The organism is Streptomyces sp. NRRL F-5727, assembly GCF_000719555.1.
Taxonomy (GTDB): Bacteria; Actinomycetota; Actinomycetes; order Streptomycetales; family Streptomycetaceae; genus Streptomyces.
In genome coordinates, this window is the sequence record NZ_JOGX01000068.1 from 1 (window position 1) to 26,570 (window position 26,570).

At 71.8% G+C, this 26,570-nt stretch carries 25 protein-coding genes, 5 tRNA genes and 2 pseudogenes; 19 read left to right on the plus strand and 13 right to left on the minus strand.

Annotation, left to right across the window (positions count from 1 at the left end):
• Positions 1-115: 115 nt before the first annotated feature.
• Positions 116-319: an acyl-CoA carboxylase subunit epsilon gene (locus IF73_RS0131420; RefSeq protein ID WP_031013911.1), complete on the plus strand. Its 204-nt coding sequence runs from the start codon at positions 116-118 to the stop codon at positions 317-319.
• Positions 320-412: 93 nt separating this feature from the next.
• Here IF73_RS0131420 and IF73_RS38170 read toward each other — a convergent pair.
• From IF73_RS38170 to IF73_RS0131460, 8 genes and pseudogenes are all read right to left on the minus strand, one after another.
• Positions 413-887, minus strand: a pseudogene (locus tag IF73_RS38170) (GTP-binding protein).
• On the minus strand, positions 868-1,407 hold the full coding sequence (locus tag IF73_RS0131430) for a DUF742 domain-containing protein (RefSeq protein WP_031013912.1): 540 nt from the start codon (positions 1,405-1,407) through the stop codon (positions 868-870). Before IF73_RS0131430 ends, IF73_RS38170 begins: the two are co-directional and overlap by 20 nt.
• A 93-nt stretch (positions 1,408-1,500) precedes the next feature.
• On the minus strand, positions 1,501-1,914 hold the full coding sequence (locus IF73_RS0131435; RefSeq protein ID WP_030496939.1) for a roadblock/LC7 domain-containing protein: 414 nt from the start codon (positions 1,912-1,914) through the stop codon (positions 1,501-1,503).
• A 10-nt stretch (positions 1,915-1,924) separates the two neighbouring features.
• A complete protein-coding gene (locus tag IF73_RS0131440; protein WP_031013913.1) occupies positions 1,925-5,161 on the minus strand; it encodes a nitrate- and nitrite sensing domain-containing protein in 3,237 nt (1,078 codons plus the stop codon).
• A 350-nt stretch (positions 5,162-5,511) separates the two neighbouring features.
• A pseudogene (locus tag IF73_RS38175) lies at positions 5,512-5,956 on the minus strand (GTP-binding protein).
• Entirely contained in the window at positions 5,937-6,347 is a 411-nt protein-coding gene (locus tag IF73_RS0131450) for a DUF742 domain-containing protein (protein WP_031013914.1), read from the minus strand. Before IF73_RS0131450 ends, IF73_RS38175 begins: the two are co-directional and overlap by 20 nt.
• Positions 6,348-6,503: 156 nt before the next feature.
• Positions 6,504-6,917: a roadblock/LC7 domain-containing protein gene (locus tag IF73_RS0131455; protein ID WP_030496942.1), complete on the minus strand. Its 414-nt coding sequence runs from the start codon at positions 6,915-6,917 to the stop codon at positions 6,504-6,506.
• Positions 6,918-6,926: 9 nt separating this feature from the next.
• A complete protein-coding gene (locus tag IF73_RS0131460) occupies positions 6,927-10,880 on the minus strand; it encodes a nitrate- and nitrite sensing domain-containing protein (protein ID WP_031013915.1) in 3,954 nt (1,317 codons plus the stop codon).
• Between the two features lie 569 nt (positions 10,881-11,449).
• On the opposite strand from IF73_RS0131460, the gene IF73_RS0131465 reads away from it, so the two are divergent.
• The 9 genes from IF73_RS0131465 (at position 11,450) to IF73_RS0131505 (ending at position 15,464) form a co-directional block, all read left to right on the plus strand.
• Entirely contained in the window at positions 11,450-11,647 is a 198-nt protein-coding gene (locus tag IF73_RS0131465) for a hypothetical protein (protein ID WP_031013916.1), read from the plus strand.
• A gap of 111 nt (positions 11,648-11,758) precedes the next feature.
• Complete coding sequence (locus IF73_RS0131470; protein WP_031013917.1) at positions 11,759-12,544, plus strand: fumarylacetoacetate hydrolase family protein; 786 nt, start codon at positions 11,759-11,761, stop codon at positions 12,542-12,544.
• Positions 12,537-14,009, plus strand: coding sequence for a glutamate--tRNA ligase (gene gltX / locus IF73_RS0131475; protein ID WP_078868366.1), 1,473 nt, complete (start codon positions 12,537-12,539; stop codon positions 14,007-14,009). Before IF73_RS0131470 ends, gltX begins: the two co-directional genes overlap by 8 nt.
• 113 nt (positions 14,010-14,122) lie before the next feature.
• Entirely contained in the window at positions 14,123-14,848 is a 726-nt protein-coding gene (locus IF73_RS0131480) for an HAD family hydrolase (protein ID WP_031013919.1), read from the plus strand.
• A 92-nt stretch (positions 14,849-14,940) separates the two neighbouring features.
• Positions 14,941-15,012, plus strand: a tRNA-Gln gene (locus tag IF73_RS0131485).
• Between the two features lie 41 nt (positions 15,013-15,053).
• Positions 15,054-15,126: transfer RNA gene (locus IF73_RS0131490), tRNA-Glu, on the plus strand.
• Between the two features lie 62 nt (positions 15,127-15,188).
• A tRNA-Glu gene (locus tag IF73_RS0131495) sits at positions 15,189-15,261 on the plus strand.
• Between the two features lie 22 nt (positions 15,262-15,283).
• A tRNA-Gln gene (locus IF73_RS0131500) sits at positions 15,284-15,355 on the plus strand.
• A gap of 36 nt (positions 15,356-15,391) precedes the next feature.
• Positions 15,392-15,464: transfer RNA gene (locus IF73_RS0131505), tRNA-Glu, on the plus strand.
• Positions 15,465-15,597: 133 nt separating this feature from the next.
• Here the strand turns inward: IF73_RS0131505 and ndgR are convergent.
• Positions 15,598-16,314, minus strand: coding sequence for an IclR family transcriptional regulator NdgR (ndgR, locus tag IF73_RS0131510; protein WP_005311436.1), 717 nt, complete (start codon positions 16,312-16,314; stop codon positions 15,598-15,600).
• A 139-nt stretch (positions 16,315-16,453) separates the two neighbouring features.
• On the opposite strand from ndgR, the gene leuC reads away from it, so the two are divergent.
• The 4 genes from leuC to IF73_RS0131530 all read left to right on the plus strand — a co-directional run bounded on the left by leuC (position 16,454) and on the right by IF73_RS0131530 (position 19,649).
• On the plus strand, positions 16,454-17,878 hold the full coding sequence (leuC, locus tag IF73_RS0131515; RefSeq protein WP_031013920.1) for a 3-isopropylmalate dehydratase large subunit: 1,425 nt from the start codon (positions 16,454-16,456) through the stop codon (positions 17,876-17,878).
• A 6-nt stretch (positions 17,879-17,884) separates the two neighbouring features.
• On the plus strand, positions 17,885-18,478 hold the full coding sequence (leuD, locus tag IF73_RS0131520; RefSeq protein WP_031013921.1) for a 3-isopropylmalate dehydratase small subunit: 594 nt from the start codon (positions 17,885-17,887) through the stop codon (positions 18,476-18,478).
• A 104-nt stretch (positions 18,479-18,582) separates the two neighbouring features.
• Positions 18,583-18,810: a hypothetical protein gene (locus IF73_RS0131525; protein WP_031013922.1), complete on the plus strand. Its 228-nt coding sequence runs from the start codon at positions 18,583-18,585 to the stop codon at positions 18,808-18,810.
• Positions 18,811-18,953: 143 nt separating this feature from the next.
• A complete protein-coding gene (locus IF73_RS0131530) occupies positions 18,954-19,649 on the plus strand; it encodes an HU family DNA-binding protein (RefSeq protein WP_031013923.1) in 696 nt (231 codons plus the stop codon).
• A 106-nt stretch (positions 19,650-19,755) separates the two neighbouring features.
• Here the strand turns inward: IF73_RS0131530 and IF73_RS0131535 are convergent, their stop codons facing one another.
• The gene (locus IF73_RS0131535; RefSeq protein WP_031013924.1) at positions 19,756-19,965 is read right to left on the minus strand and encodes a hypothetical protein; all 210 of its coding nucleotides are present in this window, start codon (positions 19,963-19,965) and stop codon (positions 19,756-19,758) included.
• Positions 19,966-19,975: 10 nt separating this feature from the next.
• A complete protein-coding gene (cofC, locus tag IF73_RS0131540; protein WP_031013925.1) occupies positions 19,976-20,623 on the minus strand; it encodes a 2-phospho-L-lactate guanylyltransferase in 648 nt (215 codons plus the stop codon).
• Between the two features lie 128 nt (positions 20,624-20,751).
• On the opposite strand from cofC, the gene IF73_RS0131545 reads away from it, so the two are divergent.
• The 3 genes from IF73_RS0131545 (at position 20,752) to IF73_RS0131555 (ending at position 23,724) form a co-directional block, all read left to right on the plus strand.
• The gene (locus tag IF73_RS0131545; RefSeq protein ID WP_031013926.1) at positions 20,752-21,504 is read left to right on the plus strand and encodes a lysophospholipid acyltransferase family protein; all 753 of its coding nucleotides are present in this window, start codon (positions 20,752-20,754) and stop codon (positions 21,502-21,504) included.
• Positions 21,501-22,502, plus strand: coding sequence for an NAD(P)H-dependent glycerol-3-phosphate dehydrogenase (locus tag IF73_RS0131550; protein WP_031013927.1), 1,002 nt, complete (start codon positions 21,501-21,503; stop codon positions 22,500-22,502). The genes IF73_RS0131545 and IF73_RS0131550 overlap by 4 nt, the downstream gene beginning before the upstream one ends.
• A gap of 82 nt (positions 22,503-22,584) precedes the next feature.
• On the plus strand, positions 22,585-23,724 hold the full coding sequence (locus tag IF73_RS0131555; protein WP_031013928.1) for a D-alanine--D-alanine ligase family protein: 1,140 nt from the start codon (positions 22,585-22,587) through the stop codon (positions 23,722-23,724).
• Positions 23,725-23,754: 30 nt separating this feature from the next.
• Here IF73_RS0131555 and IF73_RS0131560 read toward each other — a convergent pair whose 3' ends face one another.
• Together IF73_RS0131560 and IF73_RS0131565 are read right to left on the minus strand one after the other, a co-directional pair.
• A complete protein-coding gene (locus IF73_RS0131560; RefSeq protein WP_051717515.1) occupies positions 23,755-24,243 on the minus strand; it encodes a DUF3515 domain-containing protein in 489 nt (162 codons plus the stop codon).
• A gap of 20 nt (positions 24,244-24,263) precedes the next feature.
• Positions 24,264-24,497 (minus strand): Lrp/AsnC family transcriptional regulator, encoded by a 234-nt coding sequence (locus IF73_RS0131565; RefSeq protein ID WP_030496958.1) that lies wholly within the window; start codon positions 24,495-24,497, stop codon positions 24,264-24,266.
• A 233-nt stretch (positions 24,498-24,730) separates the two neighbouring features.
• On the opposite strand from IF73_RS0131565, the gene IF73_RS0131570 reads away from it, so the two are divergent.
• Together IF73_RS0131570 and thiD are read left to right on the plus strand one after the other, a co-directional pair.
• A complete protein-coding gene (locus tag IF73_RS0131570) occupies positions 24,731-25,693 on the plus strand; it encodes a thiamine-phosphate kinase (protein ID WP_031013930.1) in 963 nt (320 codons plus the stop codon).
• Positions 25,690-26,493: a bifunctional hydroxymethylpyrimidine kinase/phosphomethylpyrimidine kinase gene (gene thiD / locus IF73_RS0131575; protein WP_031013931.1), complete on the plus strand. Its 804-nt coding sequence runs from the start codon at positions 25,690-25,692 to the stop codon at positions 26,491-26,493. The genes IF73_RS0131570 and thiD overlap by 4 nt, the downstream gene beginning before the upstream one ends.
• The last annotated feature ends 77 nt before the right edge of the window (positions 26,494-26,570 follow it).

Sequence of the window (26,570 nt, forward strand, 5' to 3'; positions counted from 1 at the left end):
CCCCGCCGACACCCGCCAGGTGCTCATCCGGTCCCTCGCCATGCTCCGCACCAAGCACGCCGACCTGCCGTCCCGCAAGCACGGCAACCCGCCTCAGTAAGAGGAGTCCACCGAAGTGACCACGCCTGCCACAGCCAACCTTCTCCGCGTCGAGAAGGGCCACGCCGACCCCGAGGAGCTGGCCGCCATCACCGCGGTCCTGCTCGCCCGCGCCGCCGCGCAGCCCGAGCCGGCCGCCGGCCACCACGGCCGCACCACCGCCGGCTGGCGCCGCCTGGAGCGCGAGAACGGCTTCCGCGCCCCGCACAGCTGGCGCTGACGCCCCGGACGCACCGAAAGGGCCCCCGCTCTCCTTCGAGGAGAGCGGGGGCCCTTTCGCGTGGTGCTTGCTGCCGACGAGCCGTCGGGACGGTTACCGCAGGCGGGCCATGAGGGCGTGCTCGACGAGGGTGATGAGCGCGCTCTTGGCGTCCGCGCGGTGGCGGGCGTCGGTCGTGATGATCGGGGTGTCCGGACCGATCTGGAGGGCCTCGCGGACCTCCTCCGGGGCGTACGGCTGGTTCCCGTCGAAGCCGTTGAGGGCGATGACGAAGGGGAGGCCCGAGTTCTCGAAGTAGTCGACCGCGGGGAAGCAGTCGGCGAGGCGGCGGGTGTCGACGAGGACGACGGCGCCGATGGCGCCGCGGACCAGGTCGTCCCACATCGGTGTGCGTGAGGTCGTCGATGCCCGCGGACGCGGACGTCATGACGGCCTCGGTACGCAGCGGGTTGATCTCCGAGACGGCACCCACGAACGTGGTCTTGCCCACGCCGAAGCCGCCCGCCACCACGATCTTCGCGCTGGTGGTAGAACGGGCCGCGCCGCCGCTAGAGCTTGCGAAGTCCACTGAGCACCCTTTCGAGCAGTGTCACGTCTGGCTGACCGCCGGCGGCCTCGTCGCCGCCGGGCTGGTGGATGGCGACAAGTCCGGCCTCGGCCAGGTCGGCGACGAGGATCCGGGCAACGCCGAGGGGGATGGAGAGGAGGGCCGAGATCTCCGCGACCGACTTGATCTCGAAGCACAGCCGGCAGATCCGCTGGTGCTCGGGCAACTGCCCCTGCAGCCGGGCCGGATCGGCGGTCGTGCTGACCAGCGCCTCGATGGCGAGCTGGTAACGCGGCCGGGTGCGGCCGCCGGTCATCGCGTACGGACGCACGAGCGGGTTGTGCCCGCCGCCGGCGCCCGCGCCGCCCGCGGCACGCGGGGCCACCGGCTGCGCCTGCTGCTGCGGCTGCCCGTAAGGCTGGGGGACACCCTGTCTGCTGGGTGCGGAAGGGAAGTTGTACCGGTTCTGCGCGGTGTCGCCCATCGGCGCCTGATGCGCATCGAAACCGTTGTAGGGGTTCGCCCCCGGGGGTGTTCCCACGTCTCCTCCTCCGACTGCTTCGCGGTCCATGTCCCTTGGAGCCGCGTCACCGCACCCTAACGGTGCGGTGACGTGAAACGCACTCTGTGTCTGTTAGTTGAGAAGACTTCCCTGGAGCTCGGCCCGCAGGTCCGGGGTGAGGACGGAGCCCGCCCGGTCCACGAGCAGGGCCATCTCGTAGCCCACGAGACCGATGTCGGACTCCGGGTGGGCGAGGACGGCCAGCGAGGAACCGTCCGAGACCGACATGATGAAGAGGAAGCCGCGCTCCATCTCCACCACGGTCTGGTTGACCGCGCCGCCCTCGAAGATCCGGGACGCGCCCGCCGTCAGCGAGGTCAGCCCGGACGCGACCGCCGCCAGCTGGTCGGCACGGTCCCGGGGGAACCCCTCGGACATGGCCAGCAGGAGTCCGTCGGCGGAGACCACCACCGTGTGGGACACCCCGGGGGTGTTGTCCACGAAGTTGGTGATCAACCAGTTCAGATTCTGCGCCGCCTGGCTCATCGCGCTCACACTAACGCTCCTGGTTGTAGGTATTACCCGGGCCGAGGCCCGATCCGTTCGTGTCCGACCCCGCGGTGCGTCCCTGCTGGACACCGCGGCGCAGGTTGCTCAACCTGCCCCGGACGTCCTCGGGCGCGCGGGAGACCTGGGGGCCGCCCTGCGGGGTCTGCTCCGCGGTGCCCTCGACCAGGTTGGCCTTGGGGACGCGCCGGGGGAGACCGGACGGAGTGACCCCGCCCGCCTTCGGCTCGCGGAGCTTCTTGGCCTGCTCCCAGCGCTCGTCATTGGCCGAGCGCCATTCGTCGGAGCCGTCGTGCTGGTTCTGCTCGTCCTGCCCCACCGGCTGCGCGGGCTGGGCCGGCGGCGCGGGCCGCTGCACCTGGGGCGCCTGCGGGGCGGCACCGCCGCGGCGCGGCAGACCGGCGTCGGTCAGCCCGTTGCCGGTGTCCGGAGCGGGACTCGGAGCCGGAGCCGGACGGTCGAAGCCTACGCGCTCGTGGCCCTGTTCGGGAGCGGCCTGCGAAGATTCCGATTCCGGCCGGTAACCCTGGTCGAAAGCACCCTGGTAGGAGCTCTGCGCGGGCCACTCACCCTGGTGGGACTGGGCCTCGAACGCCTGGTCGTATCCGGCGTGGGTCTGCTCCTGGGCGCCGTACGCCGCTTCCGCATACGTCTGCTGCGGGTACGCGCCGGACTGCTGGCCGTACTCCTCGTACCCCTGCTGCTGCGGGTAGCCGTAGCCGTCCTGCGGCTGCTGCTCGTAGCCCTGGGCGTACTCCTGGCCGTACTCGCCGGCGTACTCCTGGGCCTGCGGCTGCTGCTGCTCGTACTCCTGCGGGTACTCCTGGCCGTAGCCCTGCTCCTGGGCGTACTCGCCGCCCTGCCCGGCCTCCTCGGCGTAGAGCGGCGCGTCGCCGCCCTGTACCTGGGCCTCCAGGGCCGCACGGCGCTCCTCGCGTATCAGCGAGCGGTTGACCGGGTCGAGCTGACGGCCCTCGCCCTGCTGCTCGTACCGCGAGTCGTCGAAGCCGAGCTCGGCCGCGGTGCGCATCGGGGCCGCCTGGGCTGCCTCGAAGCCGCCCTGCTGCTGGTGCGGGATGATCTGGGAGACGGTGAAGTCGTCCTGGGCCGGCTGCTCGCCACCGCCACCGTGGGTGATCGCGTCCGGCAGCATGACCAGCGAGGTGGTGCCGGCCTGCTCGCCCGAGGGGCGGAGCTGGACGCGGATGCCGTGCCGGTCGGAGAGCCGGCCGACCACGAAGAGACCCATGCGCTGGGAGACGGCCGCGTCCACGGTGGGCGGGTTCGCCAGCTTGTGGTTGATGTCCGCGAAGTCCTCGGCGGTGAGGCCGATGCCCTTGTCGTGGATCTCGACCATCACGCGGCCGTCGGGGAGACGGGTCGCGGTGACGCGGACCTTGGTCTGCGGGGAGGAGAACGTGGTGGCGTTCTCCAGCAGCTCGGCGAGCAGGTGCACGAGGTCGGTCACGGCCTGGCCGTGGATCTCGGCCTCCGGCACGCCGGCGATCTCGATGCGCTCGTACTGCTCCACCTCGGAGGAGGCGGCGCGCAGCACGTCGACCAGCGGGACCGGCTGGTCCCAGCGGCGGCCCGGCTCCTCGCCGGCGAGGACGAGGAGGTTCTCGCCGTTGCGGCGCATACGGGTCGCCAGGTGGTCCAGCTTGAAGAGGTTCTCCAGCTGGTCCGGGTCGGCCTCGTTGTTCTCCAGGTCGGTGATGAGGGTCAGCTGGCCCTCGATCAGCGACTGGTTGCGGCGCGACAGGTTGGTGAAGATCGCGTTGACGTTGCCGCGGAGCATGGCCTGCTCGGCGGCGAGCCGGACGGCCTCGCGGTGGACCTGGTCGAAGGCGCGGGCGACCTCGCCGATCTCGTCCTGCGAGTCGATCGGGATGGGCTGGACGCGGGTGTCGACCCGGCCCGGCTCGGTCCGGGAGAGCTGGTCGACCAGCATCGGCAGGCGCTGCTCGGCGATGCCGAAGGCCGCGGTGCGCAGCTCGCGCATCGAGCGGCTCATCTGGCGGGCCATCATCCCGGCGAGGATGAAGGCGGCGAGCAGGGCGATGACGACGATCGCGCCGGTGACCCAGGCGTCCGTCTTGGCGTCGGAGGAGATGGCGGTGGCCTCGGCCACGGCCTTGTCGACGAGGGTCTTCTCGACCTCGCTGTAGCCGTCGAACTTGGCGGTGGCGATCGCCAGCCAGGTCTCGGCGGTGACGCCCTTGGCGGCGAGCGCCTTGATCGCGTCCGCGTCCTCGGCGGTGCCGATCAGCCCGGCGACGCCGGAGTAGACCGAACCGTCCTTGCCCTTGGGCAGGGTGACGTCGGCGGCCTGCATCTTCTTCTCGCCGTCGGCGGCCTTGGCGGCCATCACCTTCTTCAGGCGCTCGACGTCCTCGGCGGTGCCACCGGAGTTGTACTCGCCGAGGGCGATCTGCTCCAGGTAGTTGTACGAGTTGAAGGCGACCGACTGCTGGGCGAAGACGGCGTCCTTGGCGCTGGGCCGGACGAGCAGGTGGGTGCCGATGGAGCGCTGGAGCGACCCGGCGCCCTTGGCGAGCTGGATGGCGTAGACGGTCCGGCCGTAGCTGGTGACGTTGCCGGTGCCCAGGCCGAGCTCGTTGGCGAACTCCATGAGGTAGTGCTGGACGCCGGTGTAGCCGAGCTCGGTGTTCACCGGGTCGTGCGCGGCCGTGTAGGCGGCCTTGCGGAGCGCGGCGAGCTTGGGCTCCTCGTTCTTGAACGTCTGCAGACGCCGCTCGAGGCCCTGGCCCGAGGGCATGTTCTTGACGGCCTCGTCGAAGCTGGCGCGGGCCGCGTCCGTGGCGGCGTACGCCCGGGTGATGTCCTCGCCGCCGCGGTCCTTGCCGGCGAGCAGCGGGGCGGCCGTCAGGTCGCGCTCGTTGAGGAGGGCGGTGGAGTACTCCGAGGCGGCGCGCACGATGAGCGCCGTCTTCTCGGCGTCCTGGGCCTCCTGCCAGGTGTCGATCGACCCCTTGACCTGGAAGCCGCCCATGACGAGGCCGACGAGCACGGGTATGAGGAGGATCGCGTTCAATCGGGTGGGCACGCGCCAGTTGCGCGGGGACAGCCGGCTGGAGCTGCCCCGCGGGGCGGGCGCGGGCGCGGGCGTCACCGGTACGTCCGCGGGCGACACCGCGCCGCGCGACGGCGGGGTGAAGTTGCCCCGCGCCTCCTGCTCCGCGGAGCCATCCATGCTTCGCCTCACTCGACCAACAACCTCTCGGCGTCGGCACCTACGTCGTGCCGGTGTTTCGTTCAGGGCCGTACTACTCGGGAGTTCATGAATTGCAGCACGTGAAGGGGGTCCGTTCCAAACACTGGGACGGGCCCGCTTCCAGTGGTCCACGCCTCACATAAAACGGGCATAAAGAGCGAGCCCCGCCAAATGGCGGGGCTCATGTGAGCGCAGCGGCACCGACCGGATGCGTCGGGTGTCCGAGGCGCCCCAATTCTCTGTCGAAATGTTATGAAGCCCGGGCCGGCCGTGTCGAAGGACACAGATCCACTCCGGCCGGCCCGGTACGGGGGCATATGACAACTGCCCTGCTGAGCGGCCTACTTGAGACGGGCCATGAGGGCGTGCTCGACGAGGGTGATGAGCGCGCTCTTGGCGTCCGCGCGGTGGCGGGCGTCGGTCGTGATGATCGGGGTGTCGGGCCCGATCTGGAGCGCCTCGCGGACCTCGTCCGGCGTGTACGGCTGGGCGCCGTCGAAGCCGTTGAGGGCGATGACGAACGGCAGACCGCTGTTCTCGAAGTAGTCGACCGCGGGGAAGCAGTCGGCGAGGCGGCGGGTGTCGACGAGGACGACGGCGCCGATGGCGCCGCGGACCAGGTCGTCCCACATAGGCCGCCGTCATCACGGCCTCGGTGCGCAGCGGGTTGATCTCCGAGACGGCACCCACGAACGTGGTCTTGCCCACGCCGAAGCCACCGGCCACCACGATCTTCGCGCTGGTGGTCGATCTGGCCGCGCCGCCGTTAGAGCTTGCGAAGTCCACTGAGCACCCTTTCGAGCAGTGTCACGTCCGGCGTGCCGCCGGCTTCTCCGTTGCCCGGCTGGTGGATGGCCACCATGCCCGCCTCGGCCAGGTCGGCCACGAGGATCCGGGCGACGCCGAGCGGCATCGACAGCAGGGCGGACACCTCGGCCACCGACTTGACCTCACGGCACAGGTGGCAGATGCGCTGGTGCTCCGGGAGGAGCGTGGCGAGGTGCGCCGGGTCGGCCGTGGTGCTGACCAGTGCCTCGATGGCGAGCTGGTAGCGCGGCCGGGTCCGGCCGCCGGTCATCGCGTAGGGACGGACCAGCGGCTGGTCGCCCTCATGACCGTACGGATCGTCCAGGGACGAGCCGCCGTACGGATCGTGAGAGGCGGGGGGCGGGGTCATGAATCCTCCGGGCGTGACAGCAAGACATCTGCCGTCTGATGGGGCCGGTGGGGGGCCGGATGGGGCGGCCGGACGATTGAACGGTGCCGGGGGCGGTACGTGTGGGGGGAGTACCGCCCCGTCGGGGGGACAGGTGCCGTGAGCGGGTGGGGACCGCTAGTGCAGCAGGCTGCCCTGGAGCTCCGCGCGGAGATCCGGGGTGAGGACGCTGCCGGCCCGGTCGACCAGCAGCGCCATCTCGTAGCCCACGAGGCCGATGTCGCACTCCGGGTGCGCGAGCACGGCCAGCGAGGAGCCGTCCGAGACGGACATGAGGAAGAGGAAGCCGCGCTCCATCTCCACGACGGTCTGCGCCACGGGACCGCCCTCGAAGATCCGGGAGGCGCCCGCGGTCAGCGAGGTGAGCCCGGACGCGACCGCCGCCAGCTGGTCGGCGCGATCGCGGGGGAATCCTTCGGACATGGCCAGCAGCAGGCCGTCGGCGGAGACCACCACCGTGTGGGACACCCCGGGGGTGTTGTCCACGAAGTTGGTGATCAACCAGTTCAGGTTCTGCGCCGCCTGGCTCATCGCGCTCAACTATCGCTCCTGCTGGTGGTTCGGGCCGAGGTGGAAGCTACCCGTGGTCGAGTTGCCCGCCTGCCGGCCCTGCTGGATGCCGCGGCGCAGGTTGGTGAGCCGGCCACGGACGTCGTCGGGTGCACGCGAGACCTGGGGGCCGGCCGTGTGGGCCTGCTCCTGGGCGGTCCCGGGTACGAGGTTGGCCTTCGGCACACGGCGCGGAAGACCGGAGGTGGTGACCCCGCCGGCGGAGGGCTTGCGCGCCCGCTCGGCCTGGCGCACCAGATCGTCGTTGGGGGAGGGCCGCCAGCCGGCCGCGCCCTGCCGTCCGCCGTCACCGGCGGCCGGACCGCCGGCCGGCCGCGGACCCGCCGGAGCGGGCTGCTGCACGACCGGGGTCTGCATGGTCTGCTCGACCTCGGGCATCCGCTGCTGCTGCGCCGGCTGGGCCGGAGCCTGCTGCTGACCCTGTTCCTGGTGGAACCAGTTGGTCTCCAGCGTGTCGTACAGCGGCGTGCGCCCGTCGCCCGCGGCCGGCGCCGGCGGCAGGGCCTCCGGACGGCGCGGCCGGCCGAGCTGCGGCTGCCGCGGCTCGGGAGCCTGCGGGGCCATGTGCTGCGGCGCGGGCTGCTGCGGGGCCTGCGGGAGGCCCGGCTGCTGCGGCGCGAACTCGTTGCCGGTGCGCTGCTGAGGGGCGTGCTGCTGAGGCGCCTGCTGCTGCGCCTGCTGAGCCTGCGGTACGAAGGGCTGGCTGCCGTACGGCGGACGGCCCTGGTACTGCGGAGCCTGCGGGGCCTGCTGGGCCTGCTGGGCCTGCTGGGCACCGAAGTCGGGGCGCGGGAACTGGCCGGTGGAGCCGGGACCCTGGGGCTGCGGAGCCTGGGGGGCCTGCGGGGCACCGAAGTCCGGACGCGGGAACTGCGAGGTGGACGCCGGGTCCTGGTACTGCGGGACCTGCGGAGCCTGGGGCGCCTGCGGCGCGCCGAAGTCGGGGCGCGCGAACTGGCCCGTCGAGCCCGGGCCCTGCGGCGCGCCGGGCGCGGCGAAGGAGCCGGTGGTCTCCGCGTCGTCGTGGCCGCGCGGGGCGTCCAGCGGCGTCATGTCCTGCTGCGGACGGCGGACCGGCTGCTGGGCCGGGTCGCTGCCCCAGCTCGCGCCCTGCGGACGCTGCGGCTGGGGGTTGCCGCCGGGCAGCTCGGCGCGCGGGAAGCCGTTCGTGGCACCCAGCGGGTCCTGCTGCTGCGGGGCCTGCGGGGCCTGGTTCGGGTTCTGGTTCTGCGGGGCCTGCGGGCGCCCGCCCCACACGTCGGTGCGGGACGGGATGGCGCTCGCCGCGCCGCCGATGAGACCGGCACCCGGGCCGGGCTGCGGCGCCTGCGGGAGCTGCGGCAGCTGACCGGTCTGCTCCAGCTGGGCGTCGACCGGCTGGGGCTGCTGCGGCTGCTGCTGGGGCTGACGCGGGGCCGGGGCCTGGGGGGCCTGCGGCGCGCCGTCGCGGGCGGGCAGCGCGGTGCGCGGTCCGCCGGCCGGGCCGACCTGCGGACGCGCGGCACCCGGGCCGGCGCCGAGGCGGCCGGCCGGAGCCGAGGGACCGCCGAGACCCGGACGTCCGGCACCCGGACCGCCGGCCGCGCCGGGGCCGCCGGGGAGACGGCCGCCGGGGGCGTTGCCGCCCTGCGGGGCCGCGCCCTGGGCGCCCGGACCGCTCTTGGGGGCCGGCTTGCGGCCGCCCTGGGCGACGTCGACCGGGAGCATGACGAGCGCGGTGGTGCCGCCCGAGTCGGACGGGCGCAGCTGGATGCGGATGCCGTGTCGCAGGGACAGGCGGCCGACCACGAAGAGGCCCATGCGGCGGGAGACGGAGACGTCCACGGTGGGCGGCGAGGCGAGCCGCTCGTTGATCGCCGCGAGGTCCTCGGGGGAGAGGCCGATGCCGGTGTCGTGGATCTCGACCAGCACGCGCCCGTCGGGCAGCGCGTGGCCGGTGACCCGGACCTTGGTCTGCGGGGAGGAGAACGAGGTGGCGTTCTCCAGCAGCTCGGCGAGGAGGTGCACGAGGTCGTTGACGACCCGGCCGGCGACGTCCGTCGCCGGGACCGCGGCCAGTTCGATGCGCTCGTACTGCTCCACCTCGGAGGCGGCGGCACGGAGCACGTCGACCAGCGGGACCGGGCGGGTCCAGCGGCGGCCCGGCTCCTCGCCGGCGAGGACGAGGAGGTTCTCGCCGTTCCGGCGCATACGGGTCGCGAGGTGGTCGAGCTTGAAGAGCGAGGAGAGCTGGTCCGGGTCGGCCTCGCGGGACTCCAGCTCGGAGATGAGCGAGAGCTGACGCTGGATGAGGCCCTGCGAACGGCGCGAGAGGTTGGTGAACATCGCGTTGACGTTGCCCCGGAGGAGGGCCTGCTCGGCGGCGAGGCGGACGGCCTCGCGGTGCACGTCGTCGAAGGCCGCGGCCACCTGGCCGATCTCGTCCCGGGAGTGCACACCGACGGACTCGACGGAGGTGTCGACGTCCTGCGGGTCGGACTCGGAGAGCTGCTTGACGAGCTCGGGCAGGCGTTCCTGGGCGACCTTGGTGGCGGTGTCCTGGAGCCGGCGCAGCGAGCGGATCATGGACCGGGCCACGACGAAGGCGCCGATGAGCGAGACGCCGAGGACGAGGAGGATCAGCGCACCGTTGATGATGGCCTCGCGCTGCGACTCCTGCCGCAGCTCACGGGCCATCGACTCCATCTCGCCGAGGAGCTGGTTCTCGATGCGGCCCATGGCCGCGATCTTGGTCTCGTACTCGTCGGTGAAGTTGAGGTAGCCGCGCCGCCCCTTCTCACCGGCGATGGCGCCGTCGGACTTCAGCACCCGCTCGGCGTACTTCTCGGCGTCCACGATGGTGGGGTTGCCGGAGCGGAGCGAGTCGGTGAGGTCGGTGGCGTCGCCGCCGGTGCCCTCGTAGATCGCGGTGAAGGACTTGAAGGCGTTGTTCTCGCCGTTGAGCGCGGCCTCGCCGTAGAGGCGGTCACCGGGCTGGAACCTGCCGGGGCTCTTGTCGCTGGCCGGCAGGGCGCCCGCGATGATCGCCTGCTGGATGGAGGCGTACTCCTTGGCGGACGAGAACGCGGCGAGCGCGCGGGTCCGCTTGATCATCTCGGGGTTGCTGGTCGCCTGCGCCATGTCCTGGGAGAGGCTGAGCAGCGAGCGGATCAGACGGCTGTACGCCTCGACCGTCACGGAGTGCTGGACGCCGCCCTTGTAGGCGTTCGTCCGGATGTTGTGGAGGTCGATGACCTGGGAGGCGATGGTGCTGACGTTGGAGCGGATGCTCTGCAGCGCCTCGTCGTCCTCGCCGTTCGGGATGGCCCGGGTGGCGTCGAGGAAGGAGTCGTAGGCACGGTCCGTGCGGCGCCGGGGGTTGGCGACCTGGTAGTCGCTGGTCGGCCGCTTGTTGGCGAGCGGACCGGCGGAGAGGTCGCGCTCGGCCTGGAGCGCCTGGGCGAGCGCGGTCGCCTCGCGGGTCAGCTTGGTCAGCAGCTGCATGTGGTCGAGCTGCTGCATGTCCTGGAGCGACTCGTTGATGCGGATGCCGCCGAGGCTGGTGGCCGCGACCACGGGGAGGGTCAGCAGGGCCACGAGGCGCGTGGAGATGCGCCAGTTGCGCAGGGCTATTCGGGGGCCGACCGCGTTCTCGGGGGTCGCGGGCGTGGCGCCCTTCTCCCCGCGCGCCGCGGCGTTCTGCTCGCCGGGCGCCGCGGACGGGCCGGAACGGCGTGCGGAGCCCTCGCCGGACTCGCCGTTCGGCCGCGCGGCCTTGCCCTGGTTCCTGCCCTGGCCGCCCGGACCGGGCGCCTGCTGGGCGGAGTGCGGGGCCGCGGGACCGCGATCGGTCCCGGCACGCGGTTCCTGCTCCGACGGAGCCTCCGCGCGGCCCTTGCGGGCCTGGGCGGAGCCCGCGCCATCCCTCTTGAAACGTCCCTGCACTAGCGTCGCAACCTCTGGACCAGGCGTCCTTCCGGGTGGAACCGGAGCGGACGGTGTCGGCGTCGTTGGGACGCGTCGGTGCGCCCCAGGTGGTCGTCGGTGACCGGCGCAGATCCCCCTTCTCCGCCACTCGGCCGGCGCTGCGTTGCGCCCCCTGCGTGCCGGCGTCGAACCCGCGGCGGTGCGTGGAATTCCAGCACAGTGCCGGAACTCCAACAAGGGCTGCGGTCTGTACCGCAGGGGGGATGACCAACCGTACGCGGGGTGTCACGGGGTGTAGAAGATGATCACGGAGGATTCGGACTTTTCCGCTCCAATGACCCGGCGCCCTCGTGTGTCCCAGTCGCGATGATCAGGAGCGGAATGCAGGGTTCAGTCACGGAATGTCCCTTTCCGTGACCTGACATGCCGGTCCGTAATGACCGGAATATCCACCCAGTGGTGAGCAAACTCACACGGGAATGGATGTCTCAGCCATGCATTCGAAGGGAACGCGTTGATTTAGCCTGACGCTTTACACCATTCTCGCGCCCGCACGGGCGCCCGCCCCGACAAGGTCTGCCAGCGCGATGACTGCACCCACCCCCGCCACCACGGCCAACCCGCGCCGCTCCACCCTCGCCCACCTCGCGGACGCCGCCGCCCTCGGCCGCGGCGCCACCCCCGAGTACGCGACCGAGCTGCCCGGCACCACGGCCAACCCGCGCCGCACCGTGCTCATGCAGGCCCCCGCCCCCCACGTGCCGGCCTACCTCACCGAGTCCTGATCCCGGCGCCGCCCGCCCGCCACCGGCGATATCCGCCGGTCGGCCGCCCCGCGCCGCGTTAGCCTGGAGCGTCAGACTCCAGCCAGTACCAAGTGAGGGGCGACAGCACTCGTGCGCATCGCCAGATTCTCCATCGACGGCAATGTCGCCTTCGGCGCGGTCGAGGGCGAGGGGACCATCGAGTCCGGCGGCCTCGTCCTCGACATCATCAAGGGCATCCCGTACACCGACTTCGAGCTCAGCGGCACCAAGGTCCCGCTGAGCAAGGTACGGCTCCTGCCGCCGGTGCTCCCCAACAAGGTCGTGGCCATCGGCCGCAACTACGCGGAGCACGCCAAGGAGCTCGGCAACGAGGTCCCGGAGGTCCCGGTCGCCTTCTTCAAGCCGACCACCTCCGTCATCGGCCCCGGTGACGCCGTCGAGTTCCCCTCCTTCTCCAGCGAGCTGCACCACGAGGCCGAACTGGCCGTGGTGATCGGCCGCATGTGCCGCGAGGTGCCCCGGGAGCGCGTCAAGGACGTGATCTTCGGCTACACCTGCGCCAACGACGTGACCGCCCGCGACGTGCAGAAGCGCGAGGCCCAGTGGGCCCGCGCCAAGGGCTTCGACACGAGTTGCCCGCTGGGCCCCTGGGTGGAGACCGACCTCGACCCGAGCGACCTCGCCATCCAGGCCACGGTCAACGGCGAACAACGCCAGCTCGGTCGGACGAGCGACATGATCCGCTCCATCGAGGACCTGGTCGTCCACATCACCGAGGCCATGACGCTGCTCCCCGGCGACGTCATCCTCACCGGCACCCCCGCCGGGGTCGGCCCCCTCACCGTCGGCGACGAGGTCGCCGTCACCATCGAAGGCATCGGCACTCTCACCAACAGGGTGATCAAGCGTGGCTAACGCGATCCGCGTCCGTTTCTGTCCGTCCCCGACCGGCAACCCCCATGTGGGCCTGGTCCGCACCGCCCTCTTCAACTGGGCCTTCGCCCGGCACAACGAGGGCACCATGGTCTTCCGCATCGAGGACACCGACGCGGCCCGCGACTCCGAGGAGTCGTACGAGCAGCTCCTCGACTCCCTCAAGTGGCTCGGCCTCGACTGGGACGAGGGCCCCGAGATCGGCGGCCCGCACGCCCCGTACCGCCAGTCGCAGCGGATGGACATCTACAAGGACGTCGCCGACAAGCTCCTCGCCGGCGGCTACGCGTACCGCTGCTACTGCACCACCACCGAGCTCGACGACCGCCGTGAGGCCGCCCGCGCCGCCGGCAGGCCGTCCGGCTACGACGGCCACTGCCGCGAGCTGTCGGCCGAGCAGGTCGCGCAGTACGAGGCCGAGGGCCGCGAGCCGATCGTCCGCTTCCGGATGCCCGACGAGGCCATCACCTTCACCGACCTGGTCCGCGGCGAGCTCACCTTCACTCCGGAGAACGTGCCGGACTACGGCATCCTCCGGGCCAACGGCGCCCCGCTCTACACCCTGGTCAACCCCGTCGACGACGCCCTGATGGAGATCACCCACGTCCTGCGCGGCGAGGACCTGCTCTCCTCCACCCCCCGCCAGATCGCCCTCTACAAGGCGCTGATCGAGCTGGGCGTCGCCAAGGAGATCCCCGCCTTCGGCCACCTGCCGTACGTGATGGGCGAGGGCAACAAGAAGCTCTCCAAGCGCGACCCGCAGGCGTCCCTCAACCTCTACCGGGAGCGCGGCTTCCTCCCCGAGGGCCTGCTCAACTACCTGTCGCTGCTCGGCTGGTCCTTCTCGGCCGACCAGGACATCTTCACCATCCCCGAGATGGTGGCGAAGTTCGACATCGCCGACGTCAACGCCAACCCGGCCCGCTTCGACCTGAAGAAGGCCGAGTCCATCAACGCGGACCACATCCGCATGCTGGACGTGAAGGCGTTCGCCGAGGCGTGCGAGCCCTGGCTCCGGGCCCCGCACGCCCCCTGGGCGCCCGAGGACTTCGACCGCGCGGCCTGGGAGCGGATCGCCCCGCACGCCCAGACCCGCCTGACCGTCCTCTCCGAGATCACGGCCAACGTCGACTTCCTCTTCCTGGCCGAGCCCGTCTTCGACCAGCCCTCCTGGGACAAGGCGATGAAGGGCGAGCCCGAGGCCCTCCTCACCACCGCCCGCGAGAAACTGGAGTCGGCCGACTGGACCGACCCCGAGTCGCTCAAGAACGCGGTCCTGGCCGCCGGCGAGGCCCACGGCCTCAAGCTCGGCAAGGCCCAGGCCCCGGTCCGCGTCGCCGTCACCGGCCGCACCGTCGGCCTCCCCCTCTTCGAGTCCCTGGAGATCCTGGGCAAGGAGAAGACCCTGGCCCGCATCGACGCGGCCCTGGCGAAGCTCGCCGCCTAGGCGGCACCCGCACGCCCACGGGGGCGGCGCCCGGAGGACTCCTCCGGGCGCCGCCCCCGTCGTCGTACCGGAAACACCTCCCGGCGGGCCCCCACCGGCGTACCGTCGGTCCCATGAGCATCCGGGCCGTCCTCTGGGACGTGGACGACACGATCTTCGACTACGCGGGAGCCGACCGCGCCGGGATGCGCGCCCACCTCGCCGCCGAGGGCCTGGACGGCCTGCACGGCACCGTCGAGGCCGCCCTGCGGCGCTGGAAGGAGCTCACCGAGCTGTACTGGCGGCTCTACGAGGAGCGGCCGGCGGGGAGCTGGCAGGACCAGCGGCGCCACCGCGTCCGTGCCTTCCTGGACCGGCCCGCCATGACCGACCCCGAGGCCGACGCCTGGTTCGGCCGGTACGTGGCCCACTACGAGGCCGCCTGGGAGCTCTTCCCCGACGCCCTGCCCGTCCTCGACCTGCTCGCCCCCGCCTACCGGCAGGCCGTCCTGTCGAACTCCAGCATCCACGCCCAGGAGCCGAAGCTGCGCGCCCTCGGCGTCCGCGACCACTTCGAGGCCGTCCTCTGTGCCGCCGAGCTGGGCAGCGCCAAGCCGGCCGCCGAGGCGTTCCACGCCGCCTGCGCCGCCCTGGGCCTCGCCCCGCACGAGGTGGCGTACGTGGGGGACCGCCCCGACATCGACGCGCTCGGCGCCCAGGAGGCGGGGCTCCACGGCATCTGGCTGGATCGCGCCGGCACCGGCGACCTGCCCGGCCTGCACCGCATCACCGACCTCCACCAGCTCCCCCCGCTGCTCCGCGGGGATACCCGTTTTGGAGCACCGACCACCTTCGGGTAATGTTCTTCCTGCGCCGAGGGGAGCAAGCCGAAAGGCAAGAACCCGGAAAGCGCAAGCCGAGCAAGATCCCCCTCGCGGGGAAGTTGCCCCGGTGGCCTATGGTGTAATTGGCAGCACGACTGATTCTGGTTCAGTTAGTCTTGGTTCGAGTCCAGGTAGGCCAGCTCGCAGAGCTCATCTGCAACCAGTGGATTGGCATCCACGAGCCCCCGTTGTGTAGCGGCCTAGCACGCCGCCCTCTCAAGGCGGTAGCGCCGGTTCGAATCCGGTCGGGGGTACAGATCCTTCCCGCGGGATCACTTGGGTAGCGCCCAGGTGGACCCGATGCAGGATCGCTAGGGCCCCCGTTGTGTAGCGGCCTAGCACGCCGCCCTCTCAAGGCGGTAGCGCCGGTTCGAATCCGGTCGGGGGTACGACGCTGGTCTAACCACGTATTGGTCTATGGTGTAATTGGCAGCACGACTGATTCTGGTTCAGTTAGTCTAGGTTCGAGTCCTGGTAGACCAGCTCGGGTCTGCGGCGGAAACGCCCGCATGATCCAAAGCCCCCGTTGTGTAGCGGCCTAGCACGCCGCCCTCTCAAGGCGGTAGCGCCGGTTCGAATCCGGTCGGGGGTACGCGACAGAGAAGCCCTTCCCTTCGGGGGAGGGCTTCTTCGCTGTTCCCGGCGCGGCGCACACACAACTCCGGCCCACCGCTGCGGCGTTGGAGCGGTGGGCCGGAGAACGTACAGGTGAACAGAGAAGAGGATCAGCCGTTGCGGCGGAGGGCCTCGGAGAGGCGGGCGGCGGCGTCGATGACCGCCTGGGCGTGCATGCGGCCCGGGTGGCGCGTCAGGCGCTCGATCGGACCCGAGACCGACACGGCGGCCACCACGCGGTTCGACGGGCCCCTGACGGGCGCGGAGACGGACGCGACGCCCGGCTCCCGCTCACCGATCGACTGGGCCCAGCCGCGGCGCCGTACGCCCGACAGGGCCGTCGCCGTGAAGCGGGCGCCCTGAAGACCGCGGTGCAGCCGCTCGGGCTCCTCCCAGGCCATCAGGATCTGCGCCGACGAGCCGGCCTTCATCGTGAGCGTCGAGCCCACCGGCACGGTGTCCCGCAGACCGGAGAGCCGCTCGGCCGCCGCCACGCAGATCCGCATGTCGCCCTGGCGCCGGTAGAGCTGTGCGCTCTCCCCGGTGACGTCGCGCAGATGCGTCAGCACCGGCCCGGCCGTCGCCAGCAGGCGGTCCTCACCCGCCGCCGCGGCCAGCTCGGCCAGCCGCGGACCCAGGATGAAACGGCCCTGCATGTCGCGGGCCACCATCCGGTGGTGTTCCAATGCCACGGCCAGACGGTGGGCCGTGGGTCGTGCGAGTCCCGTCGCCGCGACCAGTCCTGCGAGGGTGGCCGGACCGGACTCCAGGGCGCTCAGGACAAGGGCTGCCTTGTCGAGAACGCCTACGCCGCTAGAGTTGTCCATGCAACGATATTCGCGTCTCACTCTGTGAAACGCAAGTTCAATTTTCCGAGGAACTTGTCACTCTGGTGAGGCGGCCGCACAACGGACCGCGCAACGGTCTCTAGTGGTGCCGGCGCAGCCGCCGGCCGGAGGGAAAGCGATGGGTAGGACACTCGCGGAGAAGGTCTGGGACGACCACGTCGTCCGGCGCGCCGAGGGCGAGCCCGATCTCCTCTTCATCGATCTTCACCTGCTGCACGAGGTGACCAGCCCCCAGGCGTTCGACGGCCTCCGGCAGAACGGCCGGCAGGTGCGGCGCCTCGACCTCACCCTCGCCACCGAAGACCACAACACCCCCACCCTCGACATCGACAAGCCGATCGCGGACCCGGTCTCCCGCGCCCAGCTGGAGACCCTGCGCAAGAACTGCGCCGAGTTCGGGGTACGGCTCCACCCGCTCGGCGACGTCGAGCAGGGCGTCGTCCACGTGGTGGGACCGCAGCTGGGCCTGACCCAGCCCGGCATGACCGTGGTCTGCGGCGACTCCCACACCTCCACCCACGGCGCCTTCGGCGGCCTGGCGTTCGGCATCGGCACCAGCCAGGTCGAGCACGTCCTGGCCACCCAGACGCTGCCCATGGCCCGCCCGAAGACCATGGCCATCACCGTCAACGGCGAGCTGCCCGCCGACGTCACCGCCAAGGACCTGATCCTCGCCGTCATCGCGAAGATCGGCACCGGCGGCGGCCAGGGCTACGTCCTGGAGTACCGGGGCTCCGCCATCGAGAAACTCTCGATGGAGGGCCGCATGACCATCTGCAACATGTCCATCGAGGCCGGCGCCCGCGCGGGCATGATCGCCCCCGACGAGACCACCTTCGCCTACCTCAAGGGCCGCCCGCACGCCCCCGAGGGCGAGGACTGGGACGCCGCCGTCGCGTACTGGAAGACCCTGAGGACCGACGAGGACGCCGTCTTCGACGCCGAGGTCGTCATCGAGGCCGCCGAGCTGGCCCCGTTCGTCACCTGGGGCACCAACCCCGGCCAGGGCGCCCCGCTTTCGGCGAACGTCCCCGACCCGGCTTCGTACGAAGACCCCTCGGAGCGCCTCGCCGCCGAAAAGGCCCTGGAGTACATGGGGTTGACCGCCGGCCAGCCGCTGCGCGACATCAGGGTCGACACCGTCTTCGTAGGCTCCTGCACCAACGGCCGCATCGAGGACCTGCGCAACGCCGCCGCCCTGCTGGACGGCCGCAAGGTCGCCGACGGCGTCCGCATGCTGGTCGTCCCCGGCTCCGTCCGGGTCGCCCTCCAGGCCGTCGAGGAGGGCCTGGACAAGGTCTTCAAGGAGGCCGGCGCCGAATGGCGGCACGCGGGCTGCTCCATGTGCCTGGGCATGAACCCCGACCAGCTGGCCCCCGGTGAGCGCTCCGCGTCCACCTCCAACCGCAACTTCGAGGGCCGGCAGGGCAAGGGCGGCCGCACCCACCTGGTCTCCCCCCAGGTCGCCGCCGCCACCGCCGTACTGGGCCACCTGGCCTCCCCGGCCGACCTGTCCGACGCCGTCACCACCGCGGGGGTCTGAGGAACCATGGAAGCTTTCACCACGCACACCGGCCGGGCCGTCCCGCTGCGCCGCAGCAACGTCGACACCGACCAGATCATCCCGGCGCACTGGCTGAAGAAGGTCACCCGCGACGGCTTCGAGGACGGCCTCTTCGAGGCATGGCGCAAGGACTCCGAGTTCGTCCTCAACCGCCCCGAGCGGCAGGGCGCCACGGTCCTGGTCGCCGGCCCCGACTTCGGTACCGGCTCCTCCCGCGAGCACGCCGTCTGGGCGCTGCAGAACTACGGCTTCAAGGCCGTCATCTCCGCCCGGTTCGCCGACATCTTCCGCGGCAACTCGCTGAAGAACGGTCTGCTGACGGTCGTCCTGCCGCAGGAGACGGTCGACGCCCTCTGGGAGCTCACCGAGGCCGACCCCACCGCCGAGGTCACCGTCGACCTGGAGGCCCGCAAGGTCCTGGCGGACGGGATCGACGCCGACTTCGAGCTCGACGAGAACGCCCGCTGGCGGCTCCTGAACGGCCTCGACGACATCAGCCTCACCCTTCAGAACGAAGCCGACATCGCGGCCTACGAGGCGGCCAGGCCGTCCTTCAAGCCCCGTACAATTACGGCCTGAGCAGCGCTTTTCCAAGACTGCGCCCCCCACCCTCGGGTGGGGGGCGCAGTCGCTTGTTGAGACCCTGTCGGGCGACAACTCGCCCTAGATGGCACAATCGGTGCATGGAACGCGACAGCCAACTCGAGCTCTACGAGGCAGTCGCCGCCCGATTGAAAGAAGCGCACACCCGAGTGCGCGCACTGCAAGTCCCGGAGGGCGTAAGGATGGCGCTGTCCCGGAAGCTGCTGGTCGTCACGGCCGCGGCGAAGCACGATCTCGCGGACGCGGCAACGCGTCTGGACCGGTTGATGAAGGACCTCGACGAGGGTCGATTCCCTGAAGACGACTGACACCAGGAACTCCGCAACGGCACTTCCGCGTTGCGGCACTAGGGTGATTAGACCGTTTCGTGTTTGATTTGCGGTATATACATGCCTAACGTGCGAAAAAGCTTGAACAGTTTCGTTCCGGCAAAGTCTCCGAAGGGGAAGACGTGAACAAGGCGCAGCTCGTAGAAGCGATTGCCGACAAGTTGGGCGGTCGCCAGCAGGCCGCCGAAGCCGTCGACCACGTGCTCGACGCCATCGTGCGCGCCGTGGTGTCCGGCGACCGGGTCTCGGTCACCGGCTTCGGCTCGTTCGAGAAGGTCGACCGTCCGGCCCGCTACGCCCGCAACCCGCAGACGGGCGAGCGCGTCCGGGTCAAGAAGACCTCGGTTCCGCGTTTCCGCGCCGGCCAGGGCTTCAAGGACCTGGTCAGCGGCTCGAAGAAGCTCCCCAAGGGTGGCGAGGTCTCCGTCAAGAAGGCCCCCAAGGGCAGCCTGACCGGTGGCGCCTCCGCCACGGTCAAGAAGGCCGCGGCCAAGAAGGCCACCACGGCCAAGAAGGCCGCCGCCAAGAAGGCCACGCCGGCCAAGAAGACGACGGCCGCCGCCGCCAAGAAGGCGACCCCGGCGAAGAAGACCACCACCGCGGCCGCGAAGAAGACCACCACCGCGGCGACCAAGAAGACGACGGCGGCCGCCAAGAAGACCACCGCCGCCGCGAAGAAGGCCACCCCGGCCAAGAAGACCACGGCCGCCGCCAAGAAGACGGCCCCGGCCAAGAAGGTCACGGCGAAGAAGGCCCCCGCCAAGAAGACCACGGCCCGTAAGACCGCCACGGCCAAGAAGACCGCCGCCAAGAAGTAGGACGGTCCTCGCACGTCCGCCGGGCCGGGCTCCCCGTACGGGAGCCCGGCCCGCGGCGCGTTCCGGAGCCGTGACGGGGGCGGGGAAGGGGAGAGCGGGGGAGCGCTCAGAAGGTCTGCAGCGTCACCAGGGTGATCCGCAGGCCCGCGCCCGAGGTGCCCGGCTCCGCCTCGATCCGCACCCGCTGGCCCGGCCGCAGCAGCCGGAGCCCGCCCGCGTCGAAGGCGGCGGTCCCGAACTCCACCGGGGTGCCGTCGTCGAGCAGCACACTGCCGCTGCGGGTCTCGGGGTCGTACGTGTACGCGGTCGCCTGCATGGACCGCAGCCTATCCGGCCGCCGCAGGCCGCCGGGCCGCCGTCCGCGGGCCGAGCCCCAGCCACCCCGCCGCCGCCAGGTCCTCGCCGGTGTCCACGTCCCGGCGCACGGAATCCACCCCGGCCAGCCGGATTTCCACCGCGCCGGACGACAAATGCCGAAGCCGCGACGGACCTCCGAATGCCGGTTCCAATTCCACCCCCGGAGCCGCCGAGAGGAATGTCGTACCTATTTCGGCGGCATCCGCGAGAAATGCCCGGGGGAATTGTCGGGCCGCCGCCAGGACCCGTGCCAGCTCCGCCGGGCGCAGCGCCGGCAGATCCGCGTTCAGCGCCGCCACGCGCGCGTGCGGACGCCGCCGCCGCACCTCCCGGGCCCCGTGCGCCAGCGCCGCGTTGAGCCCCGCCGCCGGCACGTCCGGCTCTATCCGGGCGCCCAGCGCCGCCAGCGCCCGGCCCGCCGCGGGATCGTCCGTGACCACCACCACGTCCCGTACCTCCGGGCAGTCCAGCGCCGCCGCGACCGTGTCCTCGGCGAAGGCCAGGGCCAGCCGGGGCCGCAGTCGCTCCCCGGCCGCCGGGGCGAGCCGGCTCTTCGCCAGGGCCAGGGGCTTCAGGGGCACGACCAGGGACCAGCCGTCGTCCGCATCCGTGTTCATCGCCGCCCATTCTGTCCCGCCCCGGCGGAACGGCTCCGTCCCCGGGGCGTACGGTGTCACTCGACACAGCAGGAGCATGGGGCGACACTTGACCCCCTGCCAGCAAGACCCGGAGAAAGGTGCCCCGAGTGCCCCGCCGCAGAATCGGCTTCTGGTACCGCCTCGCGGCGGTCATCGCCAAACCCCCCCTGGTGGTTCTGTTCAAGCGGGACTGGCGCGGCATGGAGCACATCCCGGCCGAGGGCGGCTTCATCACCGCGGTGAACCACAACTCGTACCTGGACCCGCTGTCCTACGCGCACTACCAGTACAACACCGGCCGCGTGCCCCGCTTCCTGGCCAAGGCGGGCCTCTTCAAGGCCGGATTCGTCGGCACCATGCTGACCAACACCGGGCAGATCCCCGTCTACCGCGAGACCGCGAACGCCCTGGACGCCTTCCGCGCCGCCGTGGACGCCATCGAGCGGGGCGAGTGCGTCGCCTTCTACCCCGAGGGCACCCTGACCCGCGACCCCGACATGTGGCCCATGCCCGGCAAGACCGGCGCCGCCCGCGTCGCCCTGCTCACCAAGGCGCCCGTCATCCCGGTGGCCCAGTGGGGCGCCAACCTCGCGATGCCGCCGTACGCCAAGAAGGACAAGTTCAGCTTCTTCCCGCGCAAGACGCTGATCGTGCAGGCCGGCCCGCCCGTCGACCTCTCCCGCTTCGACGGCCTGGAGCCCACCCCCGAGGTGCTGCGCGAGGCCACCGAGACGATCATGGCCGCCATCACCGCCCTCCTGGAGGAGGTCCGCGGCGAGCAGGCCCCCGCCGAGCCGTACGACCCGCGCCGCGCCCGCCGGGAGCAGCGCCGCAAGGCCGCCGAGGGAGGCGCCGTATGACCAAGGCCGCCGTCTTCGGGAACGGGTCCTGGGGCACCGCCTTCGCCATGGTGATGGCCGACGCGGGCTGCGAGGTGAGCCTCTGGGGCCGCCGCCCCGCGCTCGCCGAGACCATCAACACCACCCGTACCAACCCGGACTACCTGCCCGGCGTCGAACTCCCCAAGGGCGTCACGGCCACCGCCGACGCGGCCGAGGCCGCCGGGGGAGCCGACTTCGCCGTCCTCGCCGTCCCCTCCCAGACCCTGCGCGAGAACCTCGCCGCCTGGGCGCCGAAGCTCGGCCCCGACACCGTGTTCGTCTCCCTGATGAAGGGCATCGAACTCGGCACCGCCAAGCGGATGAGCGAGGTCATCACCGAGGTCGCCGGCGTGCCCGCCGCGCGCGTGGCGGTCCTCACCGGCCCCAACCTGGCCCGGGAGATCGCCGCCCGGCAGCCCGCCGCCGCCGTCGCCGCCTGCGTCGACGAGTCGGTCGCCCAGCGGCTCCAGGCCGCCTGCATCACCCCGTACTTCCGCCCCTACACCAACACCGACGTGGTCGGCTGCGAGCTCGGCGGCGCGGTGAAGAACGTCATCGGCCTCGCCGTCGGCATCGCCAACGGCATGGGCCTCGGCGACAACTCCAAGGCCACGCTCATCACCCGCGGCCTCGCCGAGACCACCCGCCTCGGCCTCGCCATGGGCGCCGACCCGCTCACCTTCTCCGGCCTCGCGGGCCTCGGCGACCTCGTCGCCACCTGCTCCTCGCCGCTCTCCCGGAACAACACCTTCGGCACCAACCTGGGCCGCGGGATGACCCTCCAGGAGGCCGTCGAGGCCACCAAGCAGACCGCCGAGGGCGTCAAGTCCTGCGAGTCGGTGCTCGATCTGGCCCGCCGGCACGGCGTCGACATGCCCATCACGGAGACCGTCGTCTCGATCGTCCACGACGGCAAGCCGCCGACGGTCGCGCTCAAGGAACTGATGTCGCGCAGCGCCAAGCCCGAACGGCGCTGACCGGGCGCCGCTGAGCCGTCCGCGCGAGGCCGCCAGCGGGGCGCTCAGGAGTTCGGACACCGCAAGGTACGCTCATCGCGATATGAGCGAGAACACCCAGAGCCCCCGCAAGCCCCGCGTGGCCGTCGTCTTCGGCGGACGCAGCTCCGAGCACGCCATCTCCGTCGTCACCGCCGGCGCCGTCCTCAAGGCGATCGACCGGACCAAGTACGACGTGCTGCCCATCGGCATCACCCGGGAGGGGCGCTGGGCGCTGACCGCCGACGCCCCCGAGCGGATGGCGATCGCCGAGCGCTCCCTGCCGGACGTCGCCCAGCTCGCCGAGTCGGAGACCGGCGGCGTGGTCCTCCCGGTCGACCCGGCCAGCCGCGAGGTCGTCCTGCACGAGCCCGGCTCGCTGCCGCAGGCCCTCGGCGAGGTCGACGTCGTCTTCCCGATGCTCCACGGCCCCTACGGCGAGGACGGCACCCTCCAGGGCCTCCTGGAGCTCTCCGGCATCCCGTACGTCGGCGCGGGCGTCCTCGCCTCCGCCGTCGGCCAGGACAAGGAGTACATGAAGCGGGTCTTCGTCTCGTACGGCCTGCCGGTCGGCCCGTACGAGGTCATCCGGCCGCGTGAGTGGGACCGCAACCCGGCCGAGGCCCGCAAGAAGATCGTCGAGTTCGCCGCCGACCACGGCTGGCCGCTCTTCGTGAAGCCCGCCCGCGGCGGCTCCTCCGTCGGCATCACCAAGGTCGACGACCTGTCCGGCCTGGACGAGGCCGTCGAGGAGGCCCGCCGCTACGACCCGAAGATCATCGTGGAGGCGCTGGTGCGCGGCCGCGAGATCGAGTGCGGCGTCCTGGAGTTCGAGGACGGCCCGCGCGCCAGCGTGCCCGCCGAGATCCCGCCCGTCACCGACCACGACTTCTACGACTTCGAGGCCAAGTACATCGACTCGGCCTCCGGTCTGGTGCCCGCCCCGATCGGCGACGAGGCCACCGCCGAGGTCCAGCGGCTCGCCGTCGCCGCCTACGAGGCGGTCTCCTGCGAGGGCCTGGTCCGCGCCGACTTCTTCCTCACCGAGGACGGCGACTTCGTCATCAACGAGATCAACACCATGCCCGGCTTCACCCCGATCTCCATGTACCCGCGCATGTGGCAGGAGAGCGGCGTGAGCTACCCCGAGCTGGTCGACCGGCTGATCCAGGCCGCGCTGACCCGCTCCACGGGCCTGCGCTAGCCCGGACGGGCCCGGCCGGGGGGCCGGGCCCTAACGGCACGAGGGCTCCAGGGCGCAGGGCACCGCCCGCGCCACCGGGGCGGCGAGGTCCGCCAGCGGCCCGACGTCGTGCGCGTACTGCTCGCCCAGGGTCACCTCGACGTAGGTCTTCCGGTACACCGAGGTGAAGCGGGGGCCGCCGGACTCCGGCTGCTCCAGCATCCAGCGGACGCCCTCGGCGGAGATGCCCTCCGCCTGCGGATCGCTCATCTTTTCGGGCCGGGGCACCCCGCAGCGCAGTACGATCGCTCCGTCGCCCCACCCCGCGGTCAGCTCGGAGTCGGGGGACGGATCGCTCCGCTCCTGGCCGGCCACGGTGTCCGGGAGTTCCCGGTCCAGCGCGCGGCAGAGCGCCGCCTCCGCCGCGGGCGGTGTCGGTACCGGCACCGACGCCTGGGCGTCGGCGGAGCAGCCGGTGACGGCCAGCAGCAGGACGGCGGCTGAGGCGGGCAGGCCGAAGGGCCGGTGGGAAGACGTCACCGGCCAAGGGTAGACGGGGGCTACAGATGGACGACCGGGCAGGTCAGGGTGCGCGTGATGCCGTCCACTTGCTGGACCTTCGCGACCACCATGCGGCCGAGCTCGTCGACCGTGTCGGCCTGCGCCCGCACGATCACGTCGTACGGTCCGGTCACGTCCTCTGCCTGGATCACCCCCGGGATCTTGGCGATGGTGTCGGCGACGGTCGACGCCTTGCCCACCTCGGTCTGAATCAGAATGTACGCCTGTACCACGGAACCTCCAGGGCGGCCACGAGGATCTTGTGGGAGAAAGAGACGCCACGGTACCGCGTCGCCGGAAGCCGCGGGGAGACCCGCGCCTTCCGGCGCATTCGGGGTGTGGCGTACACAGGACGGAAGTTGACGGTCAACTTGACGGTACCCAGCACGGTGACGGCCCGCGACCCGCGGCGTGAGCGGACGCTCCGCCGACCGCCGGCCGGCACGACGACACGAGGTGAGACGCGGTGAAGGGCACAGTCGGAGAACTGGGCGAGTTCGGGCTCATCAGGGAGCTCACGTCCCGGCTCACCTCCACCCCGGCGGTACGGATCGGGCCCGGCGACGACGCCGCCGTGGTCTCCGCCCCGGACCGGCGCGTGGTGGCCAGCACGGACATCCTGCTCGAAGGACGGCACTTCCGCCGCGACTGGTCGACGGCGTACGACGTCGGCCGCAAGGCCGCCGCGCAGAACCTCGCGGACATCGCCGCCATGGGCGCGGTCCCCACCGCGCTCCTCCTCGGCCTCGTCGTCCCGGCCGAACTGCCCGTCACCTGGCCCACGGAGCTCATGGACGGACTCCGCGACGAATGTCAGGTCGCGGGCGCGGCGGTGGTCGGCGGCGACGTCGTCCGCGGCGACACGATCATGGTCTCCATCACCGCCCTCGGCGACCTCCGCAACCACGAACCGGTCACCCGGGGCGGCGCCCAGCCCGGCGACGTCGTCGCCTACACCGGCTGGCTCGGCTGGTCCGCCGCCGGTTACGCGGTCCTCTCCCGCGGCTTCCGCTCCCCCCGCGCCTTCGTCGAGGCCCACCGCCGCCCCGAACCGCCGTACCACGCGGGCCCCGCGGCCGCCGGGCTCGGCGCCACCGCCATGTGCGACGTCAGCGACGGCCTGATCGCCGACCTCGGCCACATCGCCGAGGCCAGCAACGTCCGCATCGACCTGCGCTCCGGCCTCATCGACATCCCCAGCCAGATGCACGACATCGGCCAGGCCGTCGGCGTCGACCCGCGCCAGTGGGTCCTCACCGGAGGCGAGGACCACGCGATCGTCGCCACCTTCCCGCCGGACGTGAAGCTGCCCGCCCGCTGGAAGGTCATCGGAGAGGTCATCGCCCCCTCTGCGCTGCCCCAGGTGACCGTCGACGGCGCCCCCTGGCACAGCGCCGGCGGCTGGGACCACTTCGGGGAGACCGAGTGACCACCCGGCCGCCCCTGGTGCTGACCGTCGCCGGATCCGACTCCGGCGGCGGCGCCGGCATCCAGGCCGACCTCAAGACCATGCTCGCCCTCGGCGTCCACGGCATGAGCGTGGTCACCGCCGTCACCGCCCAGAACTCGCGGGGCGTGCGGGGCGCCTGGGAACTGCCCGAGGAGGCGGTGCGGGCCCAGTACCGGGCCGTCGTCGACGACATCGGCGTCCACGCGGTCAAGACCGGCATGCTCGCCTCCGCCGCGCTCGTGGAGACGGTCGCGGAACTCCTCGCGGGGACGGACGCGCCCGTGGTCGTCGACCCGGTCGGCGTCTCCAAGCACGGCGACCCGCTGCTCGCCGCCTCCGCCCTGGACTCGGTCCGCGCGAAGCTGCTGCCCGTCGCGACCGTCGCCACGCCCAACCTGGACGAGGTGACGCAGCTCACCGGGATCGCGGTCGAGGACGAGGACGGGATGCGCCGGGCCGCCGACGCGATCCTCGGCCACGGACCGCGCTGGGCGCTGATCAAGGGCGGCCATCTGCCCGGGGACGCCGCCGAGGCCGTGGACCTGCTCACCGACGGCACCGAGGAGCACTGGCTGCGCGCCCCCCGGTACGACAACCGGCACACCCACGGCACCGGCTGCACCCTCGCCTCGGCGGTCGCGTCCGGACTGGCGAAGGGGCTGGCCGTCCCGGAGGCCGTCCGGGAGGCCAAGGCGTACGTGACCGGGGCGATCGCCGCCGGCTTCGCCCTGGGGGAGGGCATCGGGCCCGTCGACCACGGGTGGGCGCTGCGCCGCTGAGTCCGGCCCCCTGTTTCCGGGCAAGGCAAAAGGCCGGTTCACCGAGGTGAACCGGCCTCTCAAGGCAACCGCAGGGG

Excerpts from the sequence above, each read along its gene's own strand:
- IF73_RS0131435 (WP_030496939.1), bottom strand. The coding sequence starts at position 1,914 with ATGAGCCAGGCGGCGCAGAATCTGAACTGGTTGATCACCAACTTCGTG.
- IF73_RS0131450 (WP_031013914.1), bottom strand. The coding sequence starts at position 6,347 with ATGACCCCGCCCCCCGCCTCTCACGATCCGTACGGCGGCTCGTCCCTG.
- IF73_RS0131455 (WP_030496942.1), bottom strand. The coding sequence starts at position 6,917 with ATGAGCCAGGCGGCGCAGAACCTGAACTGGTTGATCACCAACTTCGTG.
- IF73_RS0131465 (WP_031013916.1), top strand. The coding sequence starts at position 11,450 with ATGACTGCACCCACCCCCGCCACCACGGCCAACCCGCGCCGCTCCACC.
- IF73_RS0131480 (WP_031013919.1), top strand. The coding sequence starts at position 14,123 with ATGAGCATCCGGGCCGTCCTCTGGGACGTGGACGACACGATCTTCGAC.
- ndgR (WP_005311436.1), bottom strand. The coding sequence starts at position 16,314 with ATGGACAACTCTAGCGGCGTAGGCGTTCTCGACAAGGCAGCCCTTGTC.
- leuC (WP_031013920.1), top strand. The coding sequence starts at position 16,454 with ATGGGTAGGACACTCGCGGAGAAGGTCTGGGACGACCACGTCGTCCGG.
- leuD (WP_031013921.1), top strand. The coding sequence starts at position 17,885 with ATGGAAGCTTTCACCACGCACACCGGCCGGGCCGTCCCGCTGCGCCGC.
- IF73_RS0131525 (WP_031013922.1), top strand. The coding sequence starts at position 18,583 with ATGGAACGCGACAGCCAACTCGAGCTCTACGAGGCAGTCGCCGCCCGA.
- IF73_RS0131535 (WP_031013924.1), bottom strand. The coding sequence starts at position 19,965 with ATGCAGGCGACCGCGTACACGTACGACCCCGAGACCCGCAGCGGCAGT.
- cofC (WP_031013925.1), bottom strand. The coding sequence starts at position 20,623 with ATGAACACGGATGCGGACGACGGCTGGTCCCTGGTCGTGCCCCTGAAG.
- IF73_RS0131550 (WP_031013927.1), top strand. The coding sequence starts at position 21,501 with ATGACCAAGGCCGCCGTCTTCGGGAACGGGTCCTGGGGCACCGCCTTC.
- IF73_RS0131555 (WP_031013928.1), top strand. The coding sequence starts at position 22,585 with ATGAGCGAGAACACCCAGAGCCCCCGCAAGCCCCGCGTGGCCGTCGTC.